General features: G+C 63.3%; 24 protein-coding genes and 1 pseudogene. 6 read left to right on the forward strand and 19 right to left on the reverse strand.

Annotated features, from left to right (window positions below):
- Positions 1-66: 66 nt before the first annotated feature.
- Together AC07R0_RS12285 and AC07R0_RS12290 are read right to left on the reverse strand one after the other, a co-directional pair.
- Positions 67-1692: a methyl-accepting chemotaxis protein gene (locus tag AC07R0_RS12285; RefSeq protein WP_495105026.1), complete on the reverse strand. Its 1626-nt coding sequence runs from the start codon at positions 1690-1692 to the stop codon at positions 67-69.
- 69 nt (positions 1693-1761) lie between these two features.
- Positions 1762-2281: pseudogene (locus AC07R0_RS12290) on the reverse strand (methyl-accepting chemotaxis protein); the annotation flags it as partial.
- A gap of 71 nt (positions 2282-2352) precedes the next feature.
- Between AC07R0_RS12290 and AC07R0_RS12295 the strand changes: the two are divergent.
- Positions 2353-2544: a hypothetical protein gene (locus AC07R0_RS12295; protein WP_495075696.1), complete on the forward strand. Its 192-nt coding sequence runs from the start codon at positions 2353-2355 to the stop codon at positions 2542-2544.
- A 57-nt stretch (positions 2545-2601) separates the two neighbouring features.
- Here the strand turns inward: AC07R0_RS12295 and pyrF are convergent, their stop codons facing one another.
- Genes pyrF through tsaB form a run of 4 tightly spaced genes read right to left on the reverse strand, consistent with a single transcriptional unit; the run spans position 2602 to position 5461 of the window.
- The gene (gene pyrF, locus AC07R0_RS12300) at positions 2602-3429 is read right to left on the reverse strand and encodes an orotidine-5'-phosphate decarboxylase (protein ID WP_495075695.1); all 828 of its coding nucleotides are present in this window, start codon (positions 3427-3429) and stop codon (positions 2602-2604) included.
- 33 nt (positions 3430-3462) lie between these two features.
- On the reverse strand, positions 3463-4275 hold the full coding sequence (locus AC07R0_RS12305; protein ID WP_495105027.1) for a uracil-DNA glycosylase: 813 nt from the start codon (positions 4273-4275) through the stop codon (positions 3463-3465).
- Entirely contained in the window at positions 4272-4757 is a 486-nt protein-coding gene (rimI, locus tag AC07R0_RS12310) for a ribosomal protein S18-alanine N-acetyltransferase (protein WP_495096249.1), read from the reverse strand. The genes AC07R0_RS12305 and rimI overlap by 4 nt, the downstream gene beginning before the upstream one ends.
- The gene (gene tsaB, locus AC07R0_RS12315) at positions 4754-5461 is read right to left on the reverse strand and encodes a tRNA (adenosine(37)-N6)-threonylcarbamoyltransferase complex dimerization subunit type 1 TsaB (protein WP_495105028.1); all 708 of its coding nucleotides are present in this window, start codon (positions 5459-5461) and stop codon (positions 4754-4756) included. The genes rimI and tsaB overlap by 4 nt, the downstream gene beginning before the upstream one ends.
- A 103-nt stretch (positions 5462-5564) precedes the next feature.
- On the opposite strand from tsaB, the gene dacB reads away from it, so the two are divergent.
- From dacB to AC07R0_RS12330, 3 genes are all read left to right on the forward strand, one after another.
- Positions 5565-7001, forward strand: a complete 1437-nt coding sequence (gene dacB / locus AC07R0_RS12320) for a D-alanyl-D-alanine carboxypeptidase/D-alanyl-D-alanine endopeptidase (protein ID WP_495105029.1) — start codon at positions 5565-5567, stop codon at positions 6999-7001.
- Between the two features lie 113 nt (positions 7002-7114).
- On the forward strand, positions 7115-8311 hold the full coding sequence (locus tag AC07R0_RS12325; RefSeq protein WP_495105030.1) for an SGNH/GDSL hydrolase family protein: 1197 nt from the start codon (positions 7115-7117) through the stop codon (positions 8309-8311).
- A gap of 25 nt (positions 8312-8336) precedes the next feature.
- Complete coding sequence (locus tag AC07R0_RS12330; RefSeq protein WP_495105031.1) at positions 8337-9005, forward strand: OmpW/AlkL family protein; 669 nt, start codon at positions 8337-8339, stop codon at positions 9003-9005.
- 65 nt (positions 9006-9070) lie between these two features.
- On the opposite strand, the gene AC07R0_RS12335 is transcribed toward AC07R0_RS12330, so the two are convergent.
- The 4 genes from AC07R0_RS12335 to purE form a co-directional block, all read right to left on the reverse strand.
- Positions 9071-10027, reverse strand: coding sequence for an SGNH/GDSL hydrolase family protein (locus AC07R0_RS12335; RefSeq protein WP_495105032.1), 957 nt, complete (start codon positions 10025-10027; stop codon positions 9071-9073).
- Between the two features lie 62 nt (positions 10028-10089).
- Complete coding sequence (locus AC07R0_RS12340; protein ID WP_495105033.1) at positions 10090-11094, reverse strand: L-threonylcarbamoyladenylate synthase; 1005 nt, start codon at positions 11092-11094, stop codon at positions 10090-10092.
- 2 nt (positions 11095-11096) lie between these two features.
- Positions 11097-12257 (reverse strand): 5-(carboxyamino)imidazole ribonucleotide synthase, encoded by a 1161-nt coding sequence (locus AC07R0_RS12345; RefSeq protein WP_495105034.1) that lies wholly within the window; start codon positions 12255-12257, stop codon positions 11097-11099.
- Complete coding sequence (gene purE / locus AC07R0_RS12350) at positions 12254-12757, reverse strand: 5-(carboxyamino)imidazole ribonucleotide mutase (protein WP_495105035.1); 504 nt, start codon at positions 12755-12757, stop codon at positions 12254-12256. The genes AC07R0_RS12345 and purE overlap by 4 nt, the downstream gene beginning before the upstream one ends.
- A gap of 74 nt (positions 12758-12831) precedes the next feature.
- Between purE and trxA the strand changes: the two genes are divergently transcribed.
- The gene (gene trxA / locus AC07R0_RS12355) at positions 12832-13791 is read left to right on the forward strand and encodes a thioredoxin (protein WP_495105036.1); all 960 of its coding nucleotides are present in this window, start codon (positions 12832-12834) and stop codon (positions 13789-13791) included.
- Between the two features lie 11 nt (positions 13792-13802).
- Positions 13803-14321 carry a hypothetical protein gene (locus AC07R0_RS12360; RefSeq protein ID WP_495105037.1) on the forward strand — a complete coding sequence of 173 codons (519 nt, stop codon included), beginning with the start codon at positions 13803-13805 and terminating at the stop codon, positions 14319-14321.
- A gap of 79 nt (positions 14322-14400) precedes the next feature.
- On the opposite strand, the gene AC07R0_RS12365 is transcribed toward AC07R0_RS12360, so the two are convergent.
- The 9 genes from AC07R0_RS12365 to AC07R0_RS12405 all read right to left on the reverse strand — a co-directional run bounded on the left by AC07R0_RS12365 (position 14401) and on the right by AC07R0_RS12405 (position 24869).
- Positions 14401-14766 (reverse strand): ribbon-helix-helix domain-containing protein, encoded by a 366-nt coding sequence (locus AC07R0_RS12365; RefSeq protein ID WP_495105038.1) that lies wholly within the window; start codon positions 14764-14766, stop codon positions 14401-14403.
- A gap of 62 nt (positions 14767-14828) precedes the next feature.
- Positions 14829-15410 carry a DJ-1/PfpI family protein gene (locus AC07R0_RS12370; protein WP_092757456.1) on the reverse strand — a complete coding sequence of 194 codons (582 nt, stop codon included), beginning with the start codon at positions 15408-15410 and terminating at the stop codon, positions 14829-14831.
- Positions 15411-15501: 91 nt separating this feature from the next.
- Entirely contained in the window at positions 15502-16779 is a 1278-nt protein-coding gene (locus AC07R0_RS12375; protein ID WP_495105039.1) for a glucarate dehydratase family protein, read from the reverse strand.
- Positions 16780-16791: 12 nt separating this feature from the next.
- Positions 16792-17712 (reverse strand): aldose 1-epimerase, encoded by a 921-nt coding sequence (locus tag AC07R0_RS12380; protein WP_495105040.1) that lies wholly within the window; start codon positions 17710-17712, stop codon positions 16792-16794.
- The gene (locus AC07R0_RS12385; protein WP_495105041.1) at positions 17705-18901 is read right to left on the reverse strand and encodes a mandelate racemase/muconate lactonizing enzyme family protein; all 1197 of its coding nucleotides are present in this window, start codon (positions 18899-18901) and stop codon (positions 17705-17707) included. Before AC07R0_RS12385 ends, AC07R0_RS12380 begins: the two co-directional genes overlap by 8 nt.
- 39 nt (positions 18902-18940) lie before the next feature.
- A complete protein-coding gene (locus AC07R0_RS12390; RefSeq protein WP_495105042.1) occupies positions 18941-20659 on the reverse strand; it encodes an ABC transporter ATP-binding protein in 1719 nt (572 codons plus the stop codon).
- 2 nt (positions 20660-20661) lie between these two features.
- Positions 20662-21810 carry an ABC transporter permease gene (locus AC07R0_RS12395; RefSeq protein ID WP_495105043.1) on the reverse strand — a complete coding sequence of 383 codons (1149 nt, stop codon included), beginning with the start codon at positions 21808-21810 and terminating at the stop codon, positions 20662-20664.
- 6 nt (positions 21811-21816) lie between these two features.
- On the reverse strand, positions 21817-22803 hold the full coding sequence (locus AC07R0_RS12400; RefSeq protein ID WP_116608440.1) for an ABC transporter permease: 987 nt from the start codon (positions 22801-22803) through the stop codon (positions 21817-21819).
- Positions 22804-22910: 107 nt separating this feature from the next.
- Entirely contained in the window at positions 22911-24869 is a 1959-nt protein-coding gene (locus AC07R0_RS12405; protein ID WP_495105044.1) for an ABC transporter substrate-binding protein, read from the reverse strand.
- Positions 24870-24932: the final 63 nt, after the last annotated feature.

Genomic DNA, 24932 nt, shown 5'->3' on the forward strand with positions numbered 1-24932 from the left:
ATTGGTAAGGGCAAATCCGACAATCACAAGCGCCTTATGACATTTTGAAACACTTTACCGTAGGCCTCAGGCAATACGTAGCGGCCTGGCGCCTTCCATAACCCTCTCGTCAGGTGCAGACACTGCTGCAGGCCGCCCGTGCACGCCATGCCCCAGCTTGAAGACCGAAACTGCCGACACCAGCTCTTCGGCCTGGGTCCGCATGCTGTTGGCTGCCGCTGCCATCTGCTCCACCAGCGCGGCGTTCTGCTGGGTCGTGTGATCCATCTGCGACACCGCCTCTCCCACCTGAGAGACTCCCTGACTCTGTTCGCTGCTGGCGGCGCTGATTTCGCCCACGATGTCGGTCACGCGGCGGATGGAACTCACCACCTCGGTCATGGTAATACCGGCCTTGTCGACTAACGCCGTGCCCTGCTCCACGCGCTCCACGCTGGTAGAAATCAGTTGCTTGATTTCCTTGGCCGCGTCGGCGCTGCGCCCGGCCAGGCTGCGCACCTCGCCCGCAACCACCGCGAAGCCCCGGCCTTGTTCGCCAGCCCGGGCGGCTTCCACGGCAGCGTTCAGCGCCAGGATATTGGTCTGGAAGGCAATGCCATCAATGACGCCGATGATGTCACTGATCTTGCGGGAGCTTTCGTTGATGCCCTTCATGGTGCTCACCACCTCGGCCACCACGTCGCCACCTTGCATAGCCACCTTGCTCGCACTCAAAGCCAGCTGATTGGCCTGCTGCGCGTTATCGGCGTTTTGCCGTACGGTGGAGCCCAGCTCGTCCATGGAGGCCGCGGTTTGCTGCAAGGCGCTGGCCTGCCGCTCGGTGCGGTCGCTCAAATCATGGTTGCCCTGGGATATTTCGGCGCTGGCGGTCGCCACCCCATCGGAGCCCTGGCGTACCGTGCTGACAACACTGGCCAAGCTTTGCTGCATGCGCTGCAACTGGGCCATCAGGCTCGTGCTATCGCCATCCCTGAGATGAATGGGCACCGTCAAATCACCCTGCGCCACAGCGCGGGCCAGGTTGGCGGCAACACCGGGCTCACCACCCAGTGCGCGGACCAGGCTGCGGGTAATGAAAAAGCCCATGCTCAGGGCGGCCGCAATCGCCAAAGCACCGGCCAGCAAGAGCAGGGTGCGTGCACGGGTATAGCCGCTGCCTTCGTCCAGGCCTCCTGTGCTGCCGCCCTGGCTGGCTTTCACCAAAGCCACTAGCAGCGGGCGGCATTCCTTGTTGATCATGGCAATCGCCTCTTCGGTCTTTCCGTCTACCGCCAACTGGGTGATTTTCAAAGCCACGGGTCCGTACAAACCTTCAATACGGGTCATTTCGGCCACCATGCGGACATCGTCAGGGTCTGGGCTTGGGTTGCTCCGGATGGCGTCATGGAGCTTGGCCATGAATTCCTGGGTGGCTTGGTGCGACTTGACCACTTCCTTGTATTCCAGGTCCTTGTCTTCCGGGGTGCTTGCCAGCACCAGGTTGCGCGCCGCGATCGCCCGGGCGCTGATGGCGGCCCGGAGCTGGTCCACCAACTTGTTTTGCGTCACCACATCGTTGTTGTAGTGCGTGAATTTGTCGTGGGCGCTATCAAGTGAACTGAGCCCTACGGCAGCCACCACCAGCACCAGGGCGACCAACAATCCAAACGCCCAGGACAGCTGGCTTTTGACCGTCATATTGTTGAAGCTCATCAAATGTCCTTTCAATATTTCCCAACGACCACGATGCCTGTTACATGGAATTTTCAAAGCATGCGCCCGCTACGCAAATGCTGTAAAGCGTGAGCCCACGGCAGCATCCTCCATATTGAGGAAGGGTTTTCCTGAAGCTTCGCGGCCTGGATAAACCAGGCTTGGCAGCCGTCTTTTCGGAGTCAATGGCGGGCAGAAAAAGGCCAGCCGTACATGGGCTGCCACCGACGACAGTACATGCTGTGTCACGCCTTGCCCCAACTTGAAAACAGACACGGCGGCCACCAGTTCGTCCGCCTGAACCTTCATGCTGCTGAGTGGCATTGTCCATCTGGGTAACGGCTTCGCCGATTTGAGACGCGCCGGCACTTTGCTCGTTGTTCGCGGCACTGATTTCGCCCATCACCTCGGTCCTGGTGGCACCGGCCTTATCGACCAGTGCCGTACCTTGCTCGCCCGCGCGCGCTGCTTCGACCGCCGCATTGAACGCCAGGAGATTGGTCTGAAAAGCGATGCTGTCGATGACACCGATGATTTCGCTGATCTTGCGGGAGGATTCGCTGATGCCCTGCATGGTGCTCACCACTTTAAAACAGCTCAGCACAAACCGCTGAAAAATTGCCGGCAGCGCACTACACTTCGCAAAAGAAGAGGCCCCCTATGCCAAACAGACCGCCGGAACGATTTTGGGAAGTAGACCTGCGCGTACTACTGCTGCAGTGGTGGAATGACATTGCCGCGTTCGCCATGACCACGCTGATGTTTTGCGCCCTGTCGCTGCCTGTGGTCATCCCCACCCTGATCCTGTGGTTCATGCTGGCCAACGACATCAGCTTCCAAGCCACACCCTGAGCTTGGAACAAAAACCGCCTCTAGCGCAGGCGTTATCTGCGCAAGAAGCTATTCTTTTTATAGTAACCGTGCGGCCTGCAACTGGTCACGGGTCTGTTGCGCGGCACTGCGTGCGGCATCGGCGAAGTCGTCGCCGGACGATGCGTACAGCACGGCACGCGAAGAGTTGACGATGAGCGGGCCGTTGGCGGTCCAGCCGGCTCGCACCGTGGCATGGGCATCGCCGCCCTGTGCACCCACGCCGGGCACCAGCAGCGGCACAGTAGGTGCCAAGGCGCGCACACGGGCGATTTCCGCCGGGTAGGTCGCTCCCACCACCAAGCCGAGCTGGCCGTTCAGGTTCCACGGGCCTTGGGCCAATTGGGCGATGTGCTCGTACAACAAGGGCTGGCCGGGCACGCTGGCCAGGCGCTGGTTTTGCAGGTCGTCACCACCGGGGTTGGAGGTGCGGCACAGCAGGAAAGCGCCCTTGCCGGGGTATTTCAAATAGGGCTGCACCGAGTCAAAGCCCATGAAAGGCGACAGGGTGACAGCGTCGGCCTGGTAGCGCTCGAAGGCTTCAACGGCGTACTGCTCGGCAGTGGAGCCAATGTCGCCGCGCTTGGCGTCCAGGATGATGGGCACATGCGGCGCGACACGGCGGATATGGGCCACCACACGTTCCAGCTGGTCTTCGGCGCGGTGCGCGGCAAAGTAGGCGATCTGCGGCTTGAAGGCGATGGCCAGGTCGGCCGTGGCGTCCACGATGCGGTTGCAAAAGTCGGCAATCTTGCTGGCGTCGCCACGCCATGCGCCCGGAAAGCGGGCCGGATCGGGGTCGAGCCCCACGCAGAGCATGGAGGCATTGCGCTGCCCAGCGTTTTGGAGCATGTCTAGAAAGGTCATGCTCCGATTTTACGGGCCGACGTTAGAACGTATTTACGCTGAAGCCGACATCGCCAGGCACAGGTCGGCCCAGGCCTTGGCCTTTTCAGCGGGATTGCGCAACAAGGTGGCCGGAGCGTAAGACACCACCACCGGCACCCCTTGGTAACGGTGCACCCGGCCGCGCAGCTGCCCCAAAGGCGTGGCGTCGCGCAGCAGCAACTGGGCTGCGAACGGGCCCAGGGCCAGAATCAACCGGGGCTGCAGCAGGCGCACATGGCGCTCCAGGTAAGGCGCATTGAAGGCCAGGGGGTCGGCATCAGGCTGCTCCGCAGGGCGCATTTTCACCACGCTGGTCAGCTGGGCCGAGCGCAGTGGCGTCTGGGCGCGGATGCCCACCGCACGCAGCATGCTGTCGAGCAGCACGCCGGCATCGCCCACAAACGGCGCGCTGGCAGGGTCGTCGCTGATGGCCAGCGCCTCGCCCAACACCAGCCAGTCGGGTGACGCGCCGACCGCAGCCCCCAGCGCGCGGCTGGCTTGGCATGCGCTCCAGGCGGCACGCAGGGCCGACATGTCGGAATCGCCCAGATCGGCGCCAGAAGATTCTGAGTCTTTTCCGGCTCCAGCACTGGTAATACCTGCGCGGGCAGCTATTAATTCAGGAGCATTCTGCATAGCCTCGGCCAGGCTGTGCATGCCGCTGCGGGCGGGTGCCGGTGCCTCCGGAGTGGGGGCGGCCACCGCTACAGGCGGCGCTGCCCGCGCCGGTGCTGCGGCAACGGGCACTTCTGCGGCCGGCCACCAGACCGGCACCTGCATTTCAGCCAGCATGGCGCGCTGGCGGGCGTCCAGGTCCAGGCTCATAGCGGCAAGCTCATCACCACCGCGTGCTCGCGCTGGCCCGGCCCGTTGGGGTAGTAGTCCTTGCGTAGGCCGACGCGGCTGAAGCCGAACTGGGTGTACACATGCAGTGCCCGCAGATTGCTGACGCGCGCCTCCAGCCACAGCCACTGCGCGCCCTGGCCGCGCGACCACAGGGCCAGCGCGTCCAGCATCAGGTGCGACCAGCCCTGGCGCAGGTAAGGGGGGGCCACGGTGATGTTCAGCAGATGCACCTCATCCACCCCTTTCATGGCCACGAAGTAACCCAGTACGGTGCGCCCGGCCAGCAAAATTTGGCATTCATAGCCGGCGGCCAACGTGTCCTTGAAATTGGTGAGTGACCAGGGGTGGGCATAGGCGGTCTGCTCTATGCGCACGATCTCGTCCAGCCACAGCTCGGTCAAAGGCTCGAAGCTGACCTCGGTCGGCTCCGGCGCTTGTGGCACTTGCAGTTGGGCGCTCATGACAGCAACGCCCCGGCCGCCGCCTTGGCGGCCATGCGCTCGTCGGTGGTCTGGGCCACTTTGTCGCGGATATAGCGTGGCAAGGCCCGGTCGGCGGCCACGGCCTGGCCGGCAGCCAGCAGCGCTGGGGCCAGGCGCAGCATGGCGCTGGCCGTGGGCAGGGCCGCACAGCGCAGGCCACTGGAGGCGGTAGCGGCAGGAATGCGGTCGGCATACACCGCCAGCGCATTGCCGGCCAGGGCCCAGCCCTCCTCCTGCACCACGGCTTCTGGCCACAGCAGCTGGAAGTCGGCACGCTGCTGCCAGCGGCCTTGCGCATAGGCATAGAAGCCGGTGTAGATCTCGTCCATGCGCGCGTCCAACAGGGCCTGCACCTGCTCCACGCCGTGCTGCACGCGGGCCTCTTCGGCCACGGCCATCAGCGTGTCTATGGGCAGCACCGGCTTGCCGGCGCCAAAAGCCAGACCTTGCGCCACCGAGCAGGCGGTACGCAGACCGGTGAACGAGCCCGGGCCGCTGCCAAAAACGATGGCATCGAGCTGGTCCAGCCGCAGCCCGGCCTGGGCCAGCAACGCCAGGATGGCCGGGATCAGCGTGGTCGATGCCTGGGCGCCGCCCGCGCCGCTGTGCAGCCACACCTGCGCGCCATCGCCCACGGCGATGGAAAGGGTGTCGGTGCTGGTGTCAAAGGCAAGAAGCGGCATGGGCAATAAGTTACACAAGAAACAGGTGTGCGGCGCAGGATTATCCTGCGCAAGCTGCTACTATTTCTATAGCTATTTTGAGAAATATCTGCAGATCGGAACCATGGCTATTTTCACCCCTATTAGAGCCGCCCTGGCGGCCTTGGCCTACAGCGCGCTGCTGGCCCTGCCCAGCCAGGCGCAGCGCCTGCCGCCCGACATCGCCACAGCCCTGGCGCGTGCCAAGGTATCGCCCGATGCCGTCAGCCTGCTGGTACAGGCCGCCGACGGCAATGCCCGGCCGCGCCTGAGCCACCGGGCCGAGGTATCCGTCAACCCGGCCTCGGTGATGAAACTGGTCACCACCTTTGCCGCACTGGACCTGCTGGGGCCCGACTACACCTGGAAGACCCGCTTCTACGCCGATGGCCCGGTGCGCGACGGCGTGCTGTACGGCAACCTCTACATCCGGGGTGGCGGCGACCCCAAGCTGGTGCTGGAACGCATCACCGCCATGTTCCAGGCCCTGCAGGCGCGCGGCGTACAGAAGGTGCGCGGCGACATCGTGCTGGACCACAGCTTTTTCGAGCCGGTGGCGCGCGACCCGGCGGCCTTTGACGGCCAGGCCCTCAGCCCCTACAACGCCACGCCGGACGGACTGCTGGTCAACTTCAAGTCGCTGATCCTGAGCTTTACGCCCGAGCCCGGCAGCCGCACGGCGCAGGTGCGCAGCGAGCCCCCGATGGCCGGCGTGAGCATAGACGCGCAGGTGCCGCTGGACAGCCAGGTCTGCGGCGACTGGCGCGGCAGTCTGCAGGCCGACTTTTCCGACCCCAACCAGGTGCGCTTTCTGGGCAGCTACCCGGTGCGCTGCGGCGAACGCAGCTGGCCCGTGGCCTACAGCGACCCGGCCAGCTTTGCGCGCCGGGTGCTGCAGGCCCTGTACCTGGGTGCCGGCGGCACGCTGGACGGCATGGTGCGCGACGGCCGCACGCCGCCCACCGCCGAGTGGCTGATGGACGCACCGTCTCAACCACTAGGCGAGCTGATCGCCGACGTCAACAAGTTCAGCAACAACGTGATGGCGCAACAGGTCTTTCTGACCCTGGGCGCGCACGACGACCAGCCCGGCAGTTTTGCAGCTTCCCGCGCGGTCATCGCCGCCTGGTGGCCGCGCGCCATCGGCCGTGAGGTGCCCGCGCCCACATTGGAGAACGGCTCCGGCCTGAGCCGCGAAGAGCGCACCAGCGCCCGCGCCCTGGGCCAGCTGCTGCGCCGCGCGGCCAGCCATCCGAATGGAGCGGTGTTGGCCCAATCCCTGTCCATCGCCGGGGTGGACGGCACCACGCTGCGCATGCGCGAGCGCGGCCTGGCCCCTGAAGCCATGGGCCGCGCCCAGCTGAAAACCGGCACGCTGGACGGCGTCGCTTCGGTAGCCGGCTATGCCACCGGACGCAGCGGGCGGCGCTATGTGGTAGTGGGCATCGTCAACCACGCCAACGCGGCCGCCGCTCGTCCGGCATTGGATGCGCTGGTCGAATGGGCAGTGAAAGAGGAATAAATCACATATGGATACCCGATTTATCCGTACTAACCCTTTGTGGAAATTCAAGCGACCCGCGTAACATCCGACACAAACGAACGACCGTTCTTTTTTACCACAGGAGCCCCCCAATGCATTGGAATCCCACAAAACTTGCCGCCCTGACCGCGGCCCTGCTCTTGTCCGCTTGCGGCGGCGGCGGCAGTGAAACCAGCACCAAAGTTACCTTCACGTCCTTGGTGTCCTTCGGCGACAGCCTGAGCGATGTGGGCACGTACAAAGTGGGCACCATTGCGGCCGTAGGCGGTGGCAAGTGGACCGTCAACGACAACACGTCCACCGCGTCGCGGAACTGGACCGAATTCCTGGCTGGCCAACTAAACCTGAGCGCGCCTTGCGCAGCAGAAACCGGCATATTGCCGAGCTCCGCTTTTGTCACAGCGGGCATTGTTTCGGTCGCCGTCACTGAACACACCAGCTGCACCAACTACGCACAAGGCAGTGCCCGGGTAACGTCCACCTTTGCCCCCAGCAGCGTCGGCCTGCAAAGCCTGGGCGTCTCCACGGTGGGCCTGCTAGCCGTACCAGTCAAGACCCAGATCGCCAACCATTTGTCGCGCGTCACCCAGTTCTCGGGCACCGAGCTGGTCACCGTGCTGGCCGGTGCGAATGACGCCTTCATGCACCTGAACGCTGTCTCGGCCGCCACCACGCTACTCACTACCGACAACACGACCACCCGTACGGCCGCCCTGGGCGCCGCGATTGCCGCGGGCTGGTCCACCACCATGCAGGCCACCATCCAAAGCGGCACCGCCGCCGCTGTCGCCTCGGCCGCACCGACCGAAGCCGTCACCGGCATGGCCACTGCCGCAGCAGAATTGGCCGGCTACATCACAACCTCGGTGGTGGGCAAGGGCGCCAAATACGTGGTGGTAGTGAATGTGCCCAACATTGTGCAAACACCCAGAGGCCAAAGCCTGACCGCTTCGGGCCAAACTCTGCTGGGCACCATGGTCACCACCTACAACAGCGCCCTCAAGGCCGCCCTGCCCAGCAGCGTGGTGCTGGCAGATGCTTACACCCAAGGTATGGACCAATACGCCAACCCAACGCAGTACGGTCTGACCAATGTCACCACCCCCACCTGCTCTGCCACCGGCAACATATTGGCCGGCTCCTCCTTGGTGTGCAATTCCAGCAACCTGACTTCAGGCGTAGACGTCAGCACCTACCAGTTTGCCGACGACGTGCACCCCACACCCGCGGGCTACAAGCTGCTGAACCGCTTCGTCGCCCTGAAATTGGCCGCCGCTGGCTGGCTGTAACCCGTCAAGATAGAAGGACAACCCCATGAAATTCCAAACCACCTGCCTAGCAGCAGCCTTGCTGCTGATGGCTGGCGCAGCCCAAGCCCAAACCGCAGGTACCTGGATGGTGCGCGGCGGCATTACCAACATCACACCGGCTGTAGACAGCGGCGATCTGTCGGCCTCCAGCCTGCCCCATACCAAGATCGACTCCAATGGCAACACCCAGCTGGGTGGTGGCATTACCTACATGGTGGACGACCACTGGGCCGTGGATCTGCCTCTGGCGACACCATTCACACACAATCTGTATGGCGCAGGCGCCATCTCCGGTGCCGGCAAGATCGGTGAGACCAAGGCGCTGCCCATGTCTTTGTTTGGCCAGTACCGCTTTGGTGAACCCAACGCCCAGTTCCGACCTTACATCGGCGGCGGCCCCACCTATGCCAAGTTCTACAAGGAAAAGGGCACGGCTGTGCTGACCGCCATCACGGGTGGTTCGTCCAGCAACCCCACGACCCTGTCGCTGGAATCCAAGCTGGGACTGACAGTGCAGGTGGGTGGCACGGTGACCTTGAATGAACGCTGGTTCATCGACGGCATGATTGCCAAGACCTTCGTGAAGACCCGCGGCACGCTGTCTACCGGCCAGACCATCGACGTGACGCTGAACCCGGTGACCGTCGCGGTCGCCGTCGGCTACAAGTTTTAAATAGCTGAGCCCAACAAAAAGCCGACCCTAGGGTCGGCTTTTTTACGTCTGGATTATCTGCAAGCTTACCAGCGTGCGTGCACCTTGCCATAGGCATACACACCGAACAGACGCTGCACGGTCGGGGTGACGTACAGGCGGTCAGCGAACATATACAGATCGTAGGTCGTGCCCGCCGAATTGGCCGTGATCGCAGCAATCGTGGAGGTGGTGCACAGGGATGAATTGACCTGGCCCGTGCCGGTGCCAATGCCAGCACCCGAATCCGTAGAGGTACACGCCAAGTCGGTGCTATTGGACAGCCCGTACGACGAGGGCGTGGCCTGCACCAGGTTGAAGTAATAGGCCGCATCCACGTACAGCACTGTTTCGCCCAGATCCACGATGGACACCAGCATGGCCTCATTGAAGGCGCTGCTAACGCTCTTCAACAAGCTATTCTGACCAATCGCCGTCGCCCAGGGGCTGACACCCAGGTTGTAAGGGCCGACCACCACCACGTGCTTGCCGCCGGCGGTCACCAGGCGCCGCACTTGCGCGCCCAGGTCTTTACCGTATTGCTTGGCGTTGGCCAGCATCGTGTCGGAGGTCTCCGTACCCGCAGTGACGGCCGCCATTTCGACCACCAGATCGCTGATGCCGCCGTTGATCACCACCACGTCGTCCGAACCCAGGCTGTTGCTGGCCAGGAAGCTGTCGATCTGCTGCGTCACCGTCAAGGTGCTGGTGCTGCCAGCCGCATCGGGTGTGGCGCTGATGCGGGCATTGCCCTGCGCATACACCAGGGAAGTGTCCAGCGTCTTGCCATAACTAGCGGCGAATTGCGCCAGCCAGGTATTGGTGGCCGAATCATTCACGGTATAGCTGGCACCGGAAGTGACCACGCTGAAAGCGTCGCCAAAGCCGATGATGCGTGATGGCGTGAGTTGCGACTCCACCGTGCTGGAACCGCAGGCGGTCAGCAGCGTTGCTGAGGCACATGCCAGCCACACAAGGGCCCGGCGCAAACTAGAAATAGCCATGAGGACTCCAAAAATCAATCGGGTAGTTTAACGAGGCACGGGTAACGGAGCGTAAAGACAGGTCAAGCCGCTGCGGCACGCTGTAAACGGTCGCGCACGCCTTCCCATTCCGGGGTATCTGGCGGGGTTTCTATCCAGATCAGCCGCACGCCTTGTGCATCGAAATTGCGCAGCGCGGCAAACAGCTCTTGCGCCGCCGCCGCCGCGTCGTCCGGCATGGAACGCAGCAGAGCCTGGCGCGAATGGTTGTGCAACGCGCTGCGCGCATACACACCGATCGAGCCGGGCACGCCATCCTGCACCTGGCCCAGCAGGTCCAGCGCGGTCTGCAGCACCTTGGTGTCCATCAGCCGCACCTTGGCGCTGGGTGCGTAATGCGCCTCCAGCGTACCCGACGCACGCGGATCGGGCGCTGCCAGGTCTTCCTTGGAGCGCAGCGGCTGGCCGCAGGCCTGCTCAATCTGGTCGCGGCTGATGCTGCCGGGGCGCAGCAATACCGGCACGCCACGGGTGCAGTCCACGATGGTGGACTCAATCCCCATGGCGCAGGGCCCGCCGTCCAGCACCAGCAGGCCGTCTTCAAACTCGGACTGCACATGGGCCGCCGTGGTCGGGCTGACGCGGCCAAACTTGTTGGCGCTGGGCGCTGCTACGCCGGCCACACCCAGGGCCGCAGCGGCGCGGAACACCGCTTGCGCCACCGGGTGCGAAGGGCAGCGCAAGCCGATCGAATCCTGCCCGCCCGCAGCTGCCGTACCCACTCCTTCACGGCGCGGCAGGATCAGCGTCAGCGGCCCGGGCCAAAACGCGTCCATCAGCTGCTGGGCAAAGGCTGGCACCTGGCTGGCGAAATGCGCCACGCCAGGGCCGTCGGGCGCGATGTGCACGATCAGCGGGTGGTCGCTAGGCCGGCCCTTGGCGGCGAATATCTTGGACACCGCAGCGTCGTTCGACGCATCGGCCGCCAGCCCATACACCGTCTCGGTGGGCAGGCCCAGCAATTCGCCATCGGCCAGCGTCTGTGCAGCTTGCTGGATGGCGGTCGGGTCGCGTCCGTCCAAAAGCATGGTCAAAACGCTTCTATGCCCAGCAGCGCCGCTGCCTGCAAGGCGGTGGCACGCACTGCTTCCACCGAAGCGCCGGTGATGGTCAGGTGGCCCATCTTGCGGCCACGCTTGGCGTCGGACTTGCCGTACAGGTGCAGATGCGCGCCGGGCAGGGCCAAAATTTCAGCCCAGGGGGGCGTGGCGGCTTTTTCAGAGCGCACAAACCACAGGTCGCCCAGCAGATTCAGCATCAGCGCCGGGCTGTGCTGGCGCGGCTGCACCAGGGGCAGGCCAGCCAGGGTGCGCACCTGCAGCTCGAACTGCGACACATCGCAGCAGTCCATGCTGGCGTGGCCGCTGTTATGTGGGCGCGGCGCGATCTCGTTGACCACCAGGCTGCCGTCGTCCAGCACGAAGAACTCCACGCACAACACGCCTACGTAGTTCAGGCCGTTTGCTATGGATTTCGCAGCTGTCAGCGCTTGTTCTGCTTGCGCTGCAGGCATGTTTTCTTCATAAACTTCGGTGACGGCCAGAATCCCGTCGCGGTGCAGGTTGCGCTGCACTGGCAAGTTGACTATCTGGCCATCGGCGCCGCGCGCCACGATGACCGAGCACTCTACGGCCAGCGGCAGCATCTTTTCTAGCACGCAGGGCACGCCCTTCAGGTCCAGCCAGGCCTGGGCCAGCTCGGCGTAGCTGGAAACGCGCACCTGGCCCTTGCCGTCGTAGCCCATGCGGGCGGTTTTCAGGATGCCGGGCAGCAGCTCGTCGGTCACGGCGGCCAGCTGGGCCGCAGTTTCAATCACCGCATAGGGTGCGCAAGGCACGCCGCAGGCCACAAAGTGGGCTTTCTCCTGCGCACGGTCCTGGGCGATGGCGACGGACGCGGCCGCGGGCGACACCGTGGTGTACACCGCCAGACGGGCCAGGGCCGGCGCTGGCACGTTCTCGAACTCGGTGGTGATGGCGTCGCAGGTCTCGGCCAACTGGCCCAGGCCGGGGGCGTCCATGTAGTCGGTGGCGATGTGGTGGTGGCTCACACGGCCGGCTGGACTGTGGGCATCGGGGTCCAGTACGGCGGTGAAATAGCCCATGCGTTGGGCCGCGTGGATGAACATGCGGCCCAACTGGCCGCCGCCCATCACGCCCAGCGTGGCACCGGGTAGTAGGACCTGGCTCATAGGGCGTGGGGCGCGGGTGGCAGGGTCATATTGCGCGCCACTTCGGTCTGGGCGGCACGGAAGGCCTCCAGCTGCGTGCGCAGCGCCGGGCTCTCGTTGGCAAGCAGGGCCACGGCGAACAGCGCCGCGTTGGCCGCACCGGCCGTGCCGATGGCAAAGGTGGCCACGGGGATGCCCTTGGGCATCTGCACGATGCTGTGCAGCGAATCCACGCCCTGCAGATGGCGGCTGGCCACCGGAACACCCAGCACCGGCACCGTGGTCTTGGCGGCCAGCATGCCGGGCAGGTGGGCGGCGCCACCGGCGCCTGCGATGATGGCTTTGAGCCCACGGCCAGCGGCGGCCTCGGCGTAGGCGAACATATCATCGGGCATGCGGTGGGCGGAAACCACCTTGGCCTCGAAGCTGATGCCAAACTGTTGGAGAATCTGCACCGCGTGCTGCATGGTGTCCCAGTCGGAGCTGGAACCCATCACCACACCAATTTGAATGGAAGTCATAGGGCTTTGTTCTAAGAGCGCCCACGATGGGCGCCAAAACCTCGATTTTACTTTTTGCCCCCAGGGACCCCACCATGATCAACGTCACCGTCGAAAACTTTGAAACCGAGGTCATTGCCGCCTCCATGACCACCCCGGTGCTGGTGGACTTTTGGGCCCCCTGGTGCGGCCCCTGCAAGGTCATAGGCCCGCTGCTGGAAAAGGTCGAGGCCGAATACGGCGGCCGCTTCAAGCTGGTCAAGATCGACTCCGACCAGGAGCAGCAGCTGGCCGCCGCCTTTGGCATCCGCAGCATCCCCACCTGCATCCTGCTGATCAACGGCCAGCCGGTGGACGGCTTCCAGGGTGCGATTCCCGAAGGCCAGATCAAGGAATTCCTGAATAAGCATGTGCCTGAAAGCGAGCCGCTGGACACAGAACCCACGGAAACCGAGCAAGCCCAGGCCCTGCTGGAATCCGGCGACACCGACGCCGCCCTGCACAAGCTGCACGAAGCCCTGGCGCTGGACCCGGCCAACGACGACGCCCGCTATGACTATGTGCGCCTGCTGGTCGAAACCGGCAACCTCGAAGAAGCCGAGGCCGCACTGCAGCCCACTCTCAAATACATCCCGCTGCAGCTGCGCTTCGAAGCCCTGTCGCAATGGATTAATGCTCTCAATTTCGCAGCTTCTGACGTAGCACAGGCCAGCGGCATCGCCGGTTTTGACACCAAAATCAGCACCAACAAACGCGACTTCGACGCGCGCTTCGCCAAGTCCCAGATCCTGATGGCACAGGGCGACTGGACCGCCGCCATGGACGAGCTGCTGGAAATCATCATGCGCGACAAGAAATGGAACGATGAAGCCCCGCGCAAGCTCTTCGTCGCCATCCTGGAACTGCTGACCCCGCCCAAGCCCAAGGCCAGCGCGGACGCCGGCACCAAGTCGGCGGGCGGCATCGAGCTGTCGGGCAATTCCGTCACCGCCCAGGACCCGCAGGCCCAGCTGATCGCCACCTACCGGCGCCGGCTGAGCATGGTGCTGAACTAGGCCCGCCTCCCATGCCCGCCCCCAAGCTCCCTCTGTTGGCCGCGCTGCTGGCCCTGGCCGCCGGCCCGGCGCTGGCGGTGGTGAAGTGCGTGGGCGCCGACGGCAAGATCAGCTACCAGCAGGCCGTGTGCCCCAACAGCGCGCAGCCGCAGCCCATGCACAACTTTCCGCGCCCGCGCATCGTCACCATCGACCCGGCCACGCTGTCGATGGAAAAAGACCCTTCGCCCGCGCTCACCCCCTCGCCAGCCGACCTGCCCGTGCCCGTCCCCATGGGCGCAGGCCGCAGCGGCCTGGAGCCAGAAGCCGATATCTGCCTGGAATACCTGAAGCCGCTGCTGAAGGACCCCGGCAGCCCCTACTACCGCAACCTGCAAAAAGAGGGCACGGTGCTGTCGATGGAGCTGTACGCCAAGAACGCGCTGGGCGGCTACACCAGCAAACCTGCGGCCTGCGAGATCAAGAACGGCCGACTCGACGATGGCTGGACCAAGATCCATCTGAAACGCCTCGGGTGGGCGGTGCAGTAGTTTTTAGATAAAAAAGGCCTGTAGCGCAGGAGATACCTTCGCTAACAGCTCTTAATTCAATAGCAGAGCGATTGTCAACTCAGGCCGCCCGCGCCAGCAGGCTGCGGTGCCCTTCTGTCGCCAGCACCTGCTGGGCATTCAGGCTGCGGATGGAGATGCTGGCGTCTTGCGGGATGCCGCCGGACAGCTGCAAAGCCAGGTAGCGGCCGCAGCTGACGCGCAGGAAAGAGGCGAAGTTGTCGACCTCGCCGCGCTCGGCCACCAGTTCGTCGTAAAGCTTGGCGCAGAGCTGGGGCACGCCCATGCCGTCGCGCTGGGCGATTTCATCCAGCACCTGCCAGAACAGGTTTTCCAGCTTGATGCTGGTCGCCACCCCATGCAGGCGCACCGAGCGGGCGCGGCTGTCGTACAAGGTAGGGTCGGCGCTGATGAAGACTTGGCACATGGTGGATTTCCTGGATGCAGCCCCACATCATCGGAGGCTGCATACCCAGCGTCAATGCCTGGTCACAAACTGATACGCGTGCCCAGCAGGGCCAGGAACTGCGCAATCCAGGCCGGGTGCGCGGGCCAGGCCGGGGCCGAGACCAGGTTGCCCTCGGTCACCGCTGCATCGATGGCGATCTCGGCATAAGTACCGCCGGCGATCTCCACTTCGGCGCGGCAGGCCGGGTAGGCCGAGCAGGTACGGCCTTTCAGCACGCCGGCGCCGGCCAGCAGCTGCGCGCCATGGCAGACGGCCGCCACCGGCTTGTTGGCCTCGAAGAAATGCTTGACCGCCGACACCACGGCCGGGTAAGTGCGCAGGTACTCGGGGCCGCGGCCGCCGGGGATCACCAGCGCATCGTAGCTGGCCACATCCAGGCCAGCAAAGGTGGCGTTCAGGGTGAAGTTGTGGCCGGGTTTTTCGCTGTAGGTCTGCGCGCCCTCGAAATCGTGGATCGCTGTCTTGATGTGGTCGCCGGCCTTCTTGTCCGGGCACACCGCGTGCACCGTGTGACCTACGGCCAGCAGCGCCTGGAACGGCACCATGGTCTCGTAGTCTTCGCAGTAGTCACCGCACAGCATGAGTATCTTTTTCGCCGCCATATTCGTCTCCTCAAGGGTGGTTGGGAGTCCATTGTTGGCCTGCGGCGCACGTGCTGGGTGTTAGCCGGCTACTACATGCGGGACGGTTAGGCTAGAACCGGGGGCACTGGGGGTTGAAGTCGGGTTGGTGCTTGCGCATTTCTTTCGCATCGTCGCGCTTGCGGATGCCGCAGTCCAGGTAGTTCTGGTGCAGTCGGGCCAGGGCCTGGCGGTCCAGGGTGACGCCCAGTCCCGGGCCTGGCGGCGGTGCCAGCACGCCGTTGCGGATAGACAGCTTGCCACCTGCAATCACTTCGTCTTCCTGCCAGGGGTAGTGGGTATCGCAGGCATAGCTGAGGTTGGGCAGCGTGACGCCGACATGGGTCATGGCGGCCAAGCTGATGCCCATATGCGAATTCGAGTGCATGGAAATGCCGATGCCGAAAGTGCGGCAGAGGGTCGCCAAGTGCTGGGTGGCCCGCAGGCCGCCCCAGTAGTGGTGGTCGGACAAGATCACCTGCACAGCATCCAGCTGAACCGTTTTGGGGATGTGGCCAAAAGCCACGGTCACCATATTGGTCGCCAGGGGCATGGGCGAGAACTGAGCCACTTCGCCCATTTCCTCCAGCGTGCTGACGGGGTCTTCCAGGTATTCCAGCAAGCCTTCGGCAGCCAGCAAGGGCATGATGCGGCGCGTGGTCGCCACCGACCAGCCTCCATTGGGGTCGATCCGCAAGGGGTAACCCGGGAAAGCGGCCCGCAAGGCCTTCAGGCCGGCAATTTCTTCTTCGGGTGGAAACACGCCGGCCTTGAGCTTTATGGAGCCAAAGCCGTAGCTGTCGATCATGCGGCGGGCTTGCTGTACCAACTGCACTGGCGTGAGTGCCTCGCCCCAGTCGTCGGCCGGGTAACCGGGGTCTTCCTTGTGCTGGGCAAACTTGTAAAACAGATAGGCGCTATAGGCTACGTGGGGGCGCACCGCTCCCCCCAGCACCTGGTACAAGGGGCGGTCCAGAATCTGGCCCTGCAGGTCGAGGAAGGGCACCTCAAATGCGGCCAGCGCACTGGCGCGCGCCTTGTCGCCTTCGGGTGCGAAGCTAGCGCCGGTATCGGGGTTGTTGCCCACCAGGCCGTAGACCACGCGGGTCAGGGCGTTGAGGTCAAAAGGGTCCAGCCCCACGAGCTGGGGCGCGATCTTTGCCAGGTGCTCCAGTGTTTCCAGATTGCCATAGCTTTCGCCCAGGCCCACGCGGCCATCGGCGGTTTCAAGCTCGATGATGCTGCGCAGTGCCCAGGGTTCATGCACGCCGGCCACATTCAGCAGCGGTGGGTCACGGAACGCGATGGGGGTCACACGGGCCGCCACGATGCGGGTGGTCGACAGGCTCATTCCAATATCCTTTCAGGGGCGATTTGGCAGGGTCGCAAAGCGTATCTCGCCGCTCAGGCTGCCGCCAGGTTCCAACAGATGCGTGCCGGTGTCTGCCACCCCGCGGGCCGCGAGGTTGAAGCCGTCTGCCACATGGCTGACAGGCTCCAGGCACAGATAAGCAGGCGGGTCTGGCCGGTGCACCACCAGGTGGCCAAACAAGGGGTCGGCCTGCATGCTGATTAGCGCACCCTGTGGCAGTTCGACCAGCGCCGTTCCGTCCCATCCCCCCAAGTAGGCGTTTACAGCCCCCTGCGGCAGATGGCGTGGCACTGCATACTGTTCATCGGCCCGCAGCGGCCGCGCGGTACCGGCCAGGTAGTCCGGCGTCACCGGCCATAGCGTAGTGGCGCGGTAGCTGAGCCGCACTGCAGTATCGTGCCGAAAGAAGGGGTGCAGGCCCATGCCGGCCGGCATGGTGCACTGGTCTGCATTGCGCAGCGTCAGGCCGACACGCAGCTGCGAAGGCGTCAGTTCGAAGTGCAGGCTGGCGGTGTAGTGCCAGGGCCAGGCCGGACCAGCTGGGCTGTCCAGGGTCAGCGTGGCGGTGTCGGGGCCTGATTGCGCGGCCTGCCAGGGCTGCGCGTGGGCGTTACCGTGCAAGCTATGGGGCATGGCACCGGGGTGCGGGCGCAGGGCATGGGTTTCACCCTGGACATGCAACAGCGCGTTGGCAATCCGGTTGGAATACGGCATCAGCGGATAAATGCCGCCTTTGGCCCACGCTATGGGGTCGAAAAAGTCTTCGGGGTACGGGTGGAGAACGTCCACCGCCTCGCCCCCGCCGCTTTCCAGGCGCAGTGCGGACACCCGTCCGCCCGCATGCGGAACAAGGCGGGCGGAGGCGCCGCCTGCATGCAAGGTGATGACGGGGTGCAGGACGGCTTCAGGCATAACCGGTCGAGCCGTCCGGCTTGACCGGCACCTTGCGTTCCCAGTGGATGTATTCCTCGGTACCCAGCAGTTCCTCGTTCATCTCGACCCCCCAACCCGGGCGATCCGGGCGCAATTCGAGGTAGCCGTCCTTGGGCAGATACGGATCTTTTACGTACCAGGCGCCTTCATCGCGACTTTCTGCGCTGACGGCGGCCTCGGTGCCGTACACATAGCCGGCACCCTGCGGCAGGCGGTACTCCAGAATGCGGAAGTTGGTCTGGGCAGCGCTGAAATGCACATTGATGGCGGTGGCCAGCGGACCCATAGGGTTATGCGGCGCAATGGTCACAAAATGGGCTTCGGCCAGCGCGGCAATCTTGCACATCTCCAGCAGACCGCCCACCACGCACACATCGGGCTGGATGATGTCGCACCCGCGGACCTGCAGCAGCCGCAGAAACTCAAAGCGGCTGTACAGCGACTCACCGGTAGCCAATGTGCACTGCAGACCACGCTTGAGCTCGCCCCAGGCCTCAAAGTTCTCGGGCCGGATCGGCTCTTCAAAAAACAGCGGGTCGTAGGGCGCGAGTGCGTTGCCGAGCTGCATGGCCTGGGCCGGCTCAAAGATCTTGGCATGTGCATCAAAGGCGATTTCATACTCGGACTTGACCGTTTCGCGCAGCGTGCGGAAGTAGTCTGCCGAGGTCTTAACCACCTCGCCCCAGCGGTGGCGGTGCATGTCAATGCGGTAAGGGCTGAGCTTGAATGCCTTGAGCCCCCATTGCTCGTTGAGCGCGTCCATTTCGTCGCGCGCCTGGGCCGCGTCGGGCGCGGTGTACATGCCTGCGTAGACCTGCACCCGGTCCCGCACGTGGCCGCCCAGCAGCATGTACACAGGCACCCCGAGGGCCTTGGCCGATATGTCCCACAGGCAGTGGTCAATCGCCGCGATCGCGGCCAGGCCCAATGCACCCGGCGGAAAGCGCGTCTGCTGCATCAGATAGTGCACCAGAAACTCGATTCGGCGCGGGTCCTGGCCCTTGAGAAAGGTGACCAGGTAGTCAAACAGCGGAAACAGCGCCTTGTCTGGCCCGTGGTTGTAGCACTCGCCCCAGCCCGTGATGCCCTCGTCGGTGTCCATTGCCAGAATGACACGCGGCCGGTTCTTGTCGCGCGACATGAACACGCGCAGTCTGTCGATTTTCATGCTGTATCTCCGTAATGAAAAAGGCACCGGTGTTGAGGGCTAGGCTCCTGTGTAGCGAAACCGCATGTGCATGCTGCGCGCACGTGGGTCAGGTTTCGGTATGGCCGATAGCAGGGCTTGCGTGTAGGCGTGGGTAGGGGCATCGCACACCTGCTCGGTAGGGCCGGTTTCCACCACCTTGCCCCGGTACATCACGGCAACCCGGTCGCAGAAGTAACGGATCACCGCGATGTCGTGGCTGATGAAGATAAAAGACAGGCCCAGCTTGTCCTGCAGGTTCAGCAGCAGATCCAGCATCTGGGAACGCAAGGACACGTCCAACGCCGCGGTGGCCTCGTCGGCCACGATGATGCGCGGATTGAGCGCAATGGCACGTGCAATGCCGATGCGCTGGCGCTGGCCGCCCGAGAAGGCATGGGGATAACGCTCGCGCCAGGCCGGCTCCAGCCCCACGCTCTGCAGCAGGTCGGCCACGCGCTCATCCAGCTCCTTGCCAGTGGCCAAGCCATTGACCAGCAGTGGTTCACCCACAATTTGTGCGACCGTCATGCGCGGGTTGAGGGAGCTCACCGGGTCCTGGAAAATCATCCGCATCTCACGCCGGCACTGCTTGAGCATATGTTTGTCTGCCGTCACCAGATCGATCACGGTGCCGTCGGGCTGGCGGTAGTTGATGGCGCCCGCCGTAGGGTCGTAGACCCGCAGCAGGCAGCGGCCCATGGTGGTTTTGCCGGAGCCAGACTCTCCCACAATACCCAGGGACTCCCCCGGCATGAGGCTCAGCGACACCCCGTCCACGGCCTTGGTGGAAGATTTGGGGCCACCGAAATGCATGCTCAGATCGTTCACCTCCAAAATGGGCTGCTGTGCAGGATCTGGTGCCTTGCGCCGCACCCGGATATCGGCCTTGCGCCCCAGTTTGAGCACGGAACCGATCAGCATGCGGGTGTAGTCGTGCTGCGGCGCATGGAAGATCTGGTCCACCGGGCCGGTTTCCACGATCCTGCCGTTGTGCATCACGATGACCTGGTCGGCAATCTCGGCCACCACGCCCATATCGTGGGTGATGAACATCACCGCCATACCGTGGCTTTTCTGCAGGCGCTTGATCAGGTCCAGAATCTCGGCCTGCGTGGTCACGTCGAGCGCAGTGGTTGGCTCATCTGCTATCAAAAGTGATGGATTGCAAGCCAGGGCCATGGCAATCATCACACGCTGGCGCATACCGCCCGAAAACTCAAAGGTGTAGCGGTCCACGGCCTTGTCGGGGTGGGGAATCTCCACCTGCGCCAGCAGCTCAATGCAGCGGGCCCGTGCCTCGAGCTTGCCCATCTTGATGTGCAGCCGCAGCACCTCGATGATCTGGTTGCCCACGGTATGTACCGGCGACAGCGATGACATGGGCTCCTGAAAAATCATGGCGATCTCGGCACCCCGCACGGCTCGGATTTCTTTGCCGCGTGGATGGAGTTTGGCCAGGTCCACACTGGAACCGTCGGCCCGGTTCAGCACCATGGAGCCGCCAGCAATGCGCCCGGGCTCGTCGACGATCTGGAGGATGGAGCGGGCGGTGACACTTTTGCCACTGCCGCTTTCGCCCACCACACACAGCGTACGGCCGCGTTCCACATTGAACGAGATGCCGTCCACAGCCTTGATGCTGCCGTTGCGCACGGCGAAGTGCGTACTCAGGTTACTGACCTGCAGCAGAATGGGCGACACCTGGGTCGTGCTTGGGGTGGAAGTTCCTGGGGTCATGGTCATTTGTTGTACGGGTCGGAGGCGTCACGCAAACCGTCCCCCAGGAAGTTGAGGGCAATCACTGCCAACACCACGGCAGCACCGGGTGCAAACAGCCAGGGCGCTGTGGCGATGGAGCGGATGTTCTGGGCTTCACGCAACAGCACGCCCCAGGAAATGGTGGGCGGCTGCAGGCCCAGGCCCAGGAAGCTGAGCGAGGTTTCAGCCAGGATCATGGCCGGAATGGCCAGGCTCACCGAGGCAATGATGTGGCTCGAAAAGCTGGGCAGCATATGGCGGAAAATGATGCGGCCTTCAGACGCGCCATCCAGCCGTGCTGCAGTCACAAATTCTTCGGTGCGCAAGCTCAGGAAACGCCCGCGTACCACACGGGCCAGCTGCGCCCACCCGGTGAGCGACAAGATCAGGGTGATCATCATGTAGTTCAGGGTGGCGGGCCAATCCTGCGGCAAAGCCGCCGCCAGGGCCAACCAGATCGGGATGGTGGGCAGAGACAGCACCAGCTCGATAACGCGCTGGATCGCAAAGTCGATGCGCCCGCCGTAGTAGCCCGAAATTCCGCCCAGAATAATCCCCAGCGTGAGGGACAGAATCACGCCCAGCAAACCGACCGACAGAGAAATCTGGGTTCCCACCATGATGCGGCTGAACACACAGCGCCCCAACCGGTCGGCGCCAAACAAGAACAGCGGTTGGTCGGCATCCTGTGTGGCAAACAGATGGATGCGCGAGCTGAACAGGCCGAACACCGAATACTCGTAGCCCTTACCAAACATGCGCAGGGGCACCTTGCGCTCCTTGTCCTCCTGGTACACCGATGCCAGCGTGACCGGGTCCCGCTTGAGTACGTAAGGATGGATGTAGGGATGGATCGACCAGCCATCCGCACCGGTATCGATGAAGTGCACGGTCTGCGGCGGATAGAACACGGCACGCCGGTTCTGTTGCGATGGGTCGTTGACCGCAAAGAAGCCGGGCACCACGGCAATCACGTACAGCCCGATAGTGACAAACAAGCCCACCATGGCCAGCCGGTGGCGCTTGAAGGCCCACCAGACCAGTTGCCATTGGGATGCAACGGCAAGTCGGCTGGCCGTCTGTCCGACTATGCCGTCGATGACGGGGGAAGATGCAGCAGGGGTGTTCAAGATGCGTTACTCAAGACGGATGCGCGGGTCCACCAGCGCCAGAAGAATGTCACTGATCAACGAGCCCGTCACGGTCAGCACGCAGATCAGCAGGATGAAGGCTCCGGCCAGGTACATGTCCTGGCTCATCAGCGATTGCAGCAGCAGAGGGCCGGCCGTGGGCAGGCTCAGCACGATGGCCACGATGATGGAGCCCGAAACCAGGTTGGGCAGCAGCCAGGCGATGGTGGAGATAAAGGGGTTGAGCGCCATGCGCATCGGGTACTTGACCAGCAGCGTGAACTCCGACAAGCCCTTGGCGCGGGCCGTGGTCACATAGGGTCGGTTCAGCTCGTCGAGCATATTGGCGCGCATCACGCGGATCAGGCTGGCCGTACCCGACACGGCCAGGATGATCACCGGGATCCACAGATGCTGCATCAGGTCCACCACCTTGGCCATGCTCCAGGGCGCCGTCAGGTACTGGTCTGAAAACAGGCCACCCACGTTCTGCCCGAATTCGACCGCTGCGACATACATCAGCACCAGGGCCAGTAAAAAGCTCGGCACGGCCAGGCCGAGAAACGAAAGAAAGGTCACCACATAGTCGCCAATCGAATATTTCTTTACCGCAGAGAACACGCCTATGGGCAAGGCAATGCCCCAAGTCACCAGCAGCGTCGAGAAGGTGAGCAACAGCGTCAGGGCCATGCGCTCCCAGATCAGGTCACCTACCGGCTGCTGCCACTCGAAACTCAGGCCAAAGTCACCGTGCAAAACGATGTTGGAGATCCACTTCCAGTACTGGATGATCATGGGCTGGTCCAGGCCAAACCGGTTGCGCAGATCTGCAGCCGTGGCCTGGTCCACCACCTCGTTGGAGGCCGCCAGCGTGGCGATGTAGGTGGTGACGTAGTCGCCGGGTGGCAGCTGGATCAACACGAACGATAGAAAGCTGATGGCCAGCAGAAACGGCAGCATCCACAGCATCCGCTTGACGATGAAAACGAACATATCGGTATCCCTTGAAAGCGGCGCACAACCCCACTGGTGGCGTCAACCACCAGCCGGTTTGCGGCCTGTGCACGTCCTGGGTGTCGGCTGCAAACTCGGTGTACGGGTCAAGTCCGGGTGAAGAAGAACTGCTGTGGCAGCGCAGGCCCCGGGTTGGGCCAGGTCCACGAATTGGGATACTTCTTGGGCACGTTTTGCAGATTGTTCTTGACGATGCCGAAGGTGTTGACGGCAAGGCAAACACCAATGGTTTCATAGGCATCCGCACACAGGTCGAACACTTTTTTCATGGCCTCGCCGCGTTTCTTCAGGTCGGCGGTGGCCAGCGCTTCGTCAAACAGCTTCTTGCGCTGCTTCTGGCTTTCGGGCGGCTCCTGGCCGTCTTTGCCATTGGAGGCAAACCAGATGGTCCAGGGAATCGCATAGCGCGAGCCCTGCGGGTGCTGGGCAAAATAATCACGGGGGTCCAGCATCGGGTCCAGTCCACCCGGGCCGGGCCACGTGGCGCCGTCATGGTCGTTGTTGTCGCCACGTGTGTAGAACAAGGCGCGCTCAATGGTATTGACCTTCATGTCTACACCGATGTCGGCCCAGTGCCGCTTCACCAGCTCCAGCGTGTCCACAGCGTCTGGGTAGAGCGTGGGGATCACGTCAATCGAGAAGAAAACCCGCTGGCCGTCCGGACGCAGGCGGAACTTCTGCGCGTCACGCTTGGCATAGCCAATCTTGTCCAGAATATCGTTGGCCTGTTTGGGGTCAAAGTTGGTGAACTGGCGGGACAGCTTCTCGTTGTACCAGGGGTGGCCGGGGCGAGGACCGGTCTGGAAAGGTTCGGACTGGCCGAGGTACACCAGATCAATGATTTCCTTGCGGTTGATGCCCAGCGACAGCGCCTGGCGGAACTGTTTGTTGCTGAACATCTCGCGCATCTTCGGGTCTTTGTGCGTCAGGTTCAGGTAGATCTGCACCTGCTGGGCGCTGGTTGCCTCCAACTCCACCAGACGGTAGCCGCCTTTTTGCTGGTTTTGCGACAGCGTGGGCTTGTTCTGCAGCGAGTCGATATGGCGTTCCTGGATGTCCAGCTTGCCCGACAGGGCGTCCAGCATCAGCGACTCCACATCTTGCGCAATGCTGAAACTAAGCTTGTCGATGTAGGGAAGTTGCTGGCCGCTTTGGTCCACCTGCCAGAAGTAGGCGTTGCGGTCCATCACCACACGCGTCACGCCGCCGGTATAGGCTTCGGTCACAACCCAGGGATCCAGCGTAGGCTTGTCCACATTGCCCCAGCGCGCCGGGATTTCGATGTCGCCACATTTGCTGCGGAACAGGGCCGTCCAGTCCGACAGGTTGGCCGCTTTGGCTTGTGCCGCCACGTTGCTGTTGTACTTAGGATGAAACTGGCTGGCGTAGTGTTTGGCGTACAGCGTGGGGTATTGGCCCAGTGGCGTGGCCAGCTGCTCCAGAAACATGGCGTAAGAAGCGGGGAACGTGAACTTCACCGTGGTCTCGTCGATTTTGCTAGCCACCACAGGCTTGCCCGAAATCACTAGCGTGCCCGGAGGCGTCTTGAACAACTCGGTGTTTTTGGCGCAATCCTCAATCGAAAAAACGACATCGTCGGCCGTGAAGGGCTTGCCGTCCGACCACTTCATGCCTTTGCGTAAATAGAAAATGAACTCGGTGGAAGTGGCATTGACCTCCCATTTTTCGGCCACGTTGGGCAAGACTTCGGTAAAGGCCAGGTTCCAACGCACCAGCCCCTGGTTGCCTACCAGCCGCAGAATGCCGTTGTGGTCGGCACTGCCGCGCAACCCCCGGCGCAGGGCGCCGCCGTAAACGCCCACTTTCTCAGCCTGAATGACCAGTGGTGTGGCGGGCAGACGCTGGGCCAGCGCAGGCAATTTGCCGTCCGTCACCAGCTTGGCCAGTGCGGGTGCTTCCTTGGCTTGCTGGGCAAGCGCTGACTGCCCCATGCCCGCCAGGGCCGCGGCGCCAGCGAAGCCCTTGAGCACGGTGCGTCGGCCTGCACGCATGCCATCCAAGCTTGTTCTTGTCTCTTGTTTCATGGCTTGTCTCCGAATAAATGTTCGAACCCTGACCAACACCACTTTGTCAGACGAATTTTTGCT

The organism is Rhodoferax sp. GW821-FHT07F03 (assembly GCF_059418745.1).

Coding starts and splice junctions, on each gene's coding strand:
- AC07R0_RS12285 (WP_495105026.1), bottom strand. CDS start 1,692: ATGAGCTTCAACAATATGACGGTCAAAAGCCAGCTGTCCTGGGCGTTT.
- AC07R0_RS12295 (WP_495075696.1), top strand. CDS start 2,353: ATGCCAAACAGACCGCCGGAACGATTTTGGGAAGTAGACCTGCGCGTA.
- pyrF (WP_495075695.1), bottom strand. CDS start 3,429: ATGACCTTTCTAGACATGCTCCAAAACGCTGGGCAGCGCAATGCCTCC.
- AC07R0_RS12305 (WP_495105027.1), bottom strand. CDS start 4,275: ATGAGCCTGGACCTGGACGCCCGCCAGCGCGCCATGCTGGCTGAAATG.
- rimI (WP_495096249.1), bottom strand. CDS start 4,757: ATGAGCGCCCAACTGCAAGTGCCACAAGCGCCGGAGCCGACCGAGGTC.
- tsaB (WP_495105028.1), bottom strand. CDS start 5,461: ATGCCGCTTCTTGCCTTTGACACCAGCACCGACACCCTTTCCATCGCC.
- dacB (WP_495105029.1), top strand. CDS start 5,565: ATGGCTATTTTCACCCCTATTAGAGCCGCCCTGGCGGCCTTGGCCTAC.
- AC07R0_RS12325 (WP_495105030.1), top strand. CDS start 7,115: ATGCATTGGAATCCCACAAAACTTGCCGCCCTGACCGCGGCCCTGCTC.
- AC07R0_RS12330 (WP_495105031.1), top strand. CDS start 8,337: ATGAAATTCCAAACCACCTGCCTAGCAGCAGCCTTGCTGCTGATGGCT.
- AC07R0_RS12335 (WP_495105032.1), bottom strand. CDS start 10,027: ATGGCTATTTCTAGTTTGCGCCGGGCCCTTGTGTGGCTGGCATGTGCC.
- AC07R0_RS12340 (WP_495105033.1), bottom strand. CDS start 11,094: ATGCTTTTGGACGGACGCGACCCGACCGCCATCCAGCAAGCTGCACAG.
- AC07R0_RS12345 (WP_495105034.1), bottom strand. CDS start 12,257: ATGAGCCAGGTCCTACTACCCGGTGCCACGCTGGGCGTGATGGGCGGC.
- purE (WP_495105035.1), bottom strand. CDS start 12,757: ATGACTTCCATTCAAATTGGTGTGGTGATGGGTTCCAGCTCCGACTGG.
- trxA (WP_495105036.1), top strand. CDS start 12,832: ATGATCAACGTCACCGTCGAAAACTTTGAAACCGAGGTCATTGCCGCC.
- AC07R0_RS12360 (WP_495105037.1), top strand. CDS start 13,803: ATGCCCGCCCCCAAGCTCCCTCTGTTGGCCGCGCTGCTGGCCCTGGCC.
- AC07R0_RS12365 (WP_495105038.1), bottom strand. CDS start 14,766: ATGTGCCAAGTCTTCATCAGCGCCGACCCTACCTTGTACGACAGCCGC.
- AC07R0_RS12370 (WP_092757456.1), bottom strand. CDS start 15,410: ATGGCGGCGAAAAAGATACTCATGCTGTGCGGTGACTACTGCGAAGAC.
- AC07R0_RS12375 (WP_495105039.1), bottom strand. CDS start 16,779: ATGAGCCTGTCGACCACCCGCATCGTGGCGGCCCGTGTGACCCCCATC.
- AC07R0_RS12380 (WP_495105040.1), bottom strand. CDS start 17,712: ATGCCTGAAGCCGTCCTGCACCCCGTCATCACCTTGCATGCAGGCGGC.
- AC07R0_RS12385 (WP_495105041.1), bottom strand. CDS start 18,901: ATGAAAATCGACAGACTGCGCGTGTTCATGTCGCGCGACAAGAACCGG.
- AC07R0_RS12390 (WP_495105042.1), bottom strand. CDS start 20,659: ATGACCCCAGGAACTTCCACCCCAAGCACGACCCAGGTGTCGCCCATT.
- AC07R0_RS12400 (WP_116608440.1), bottom strand. CDS start 22,803: ATGTTCGTTTTCATCGTCAAGCGGATGCTGTGGATGCTGCCGTTTCTG.
- AC07R0_RS12405 (WP_495105044.1), bottom strand. CDS start 24,869: ATGAAACAAGAGACAAGAACAAGCTTGGATGGCATGCGTGCAGGCCGA.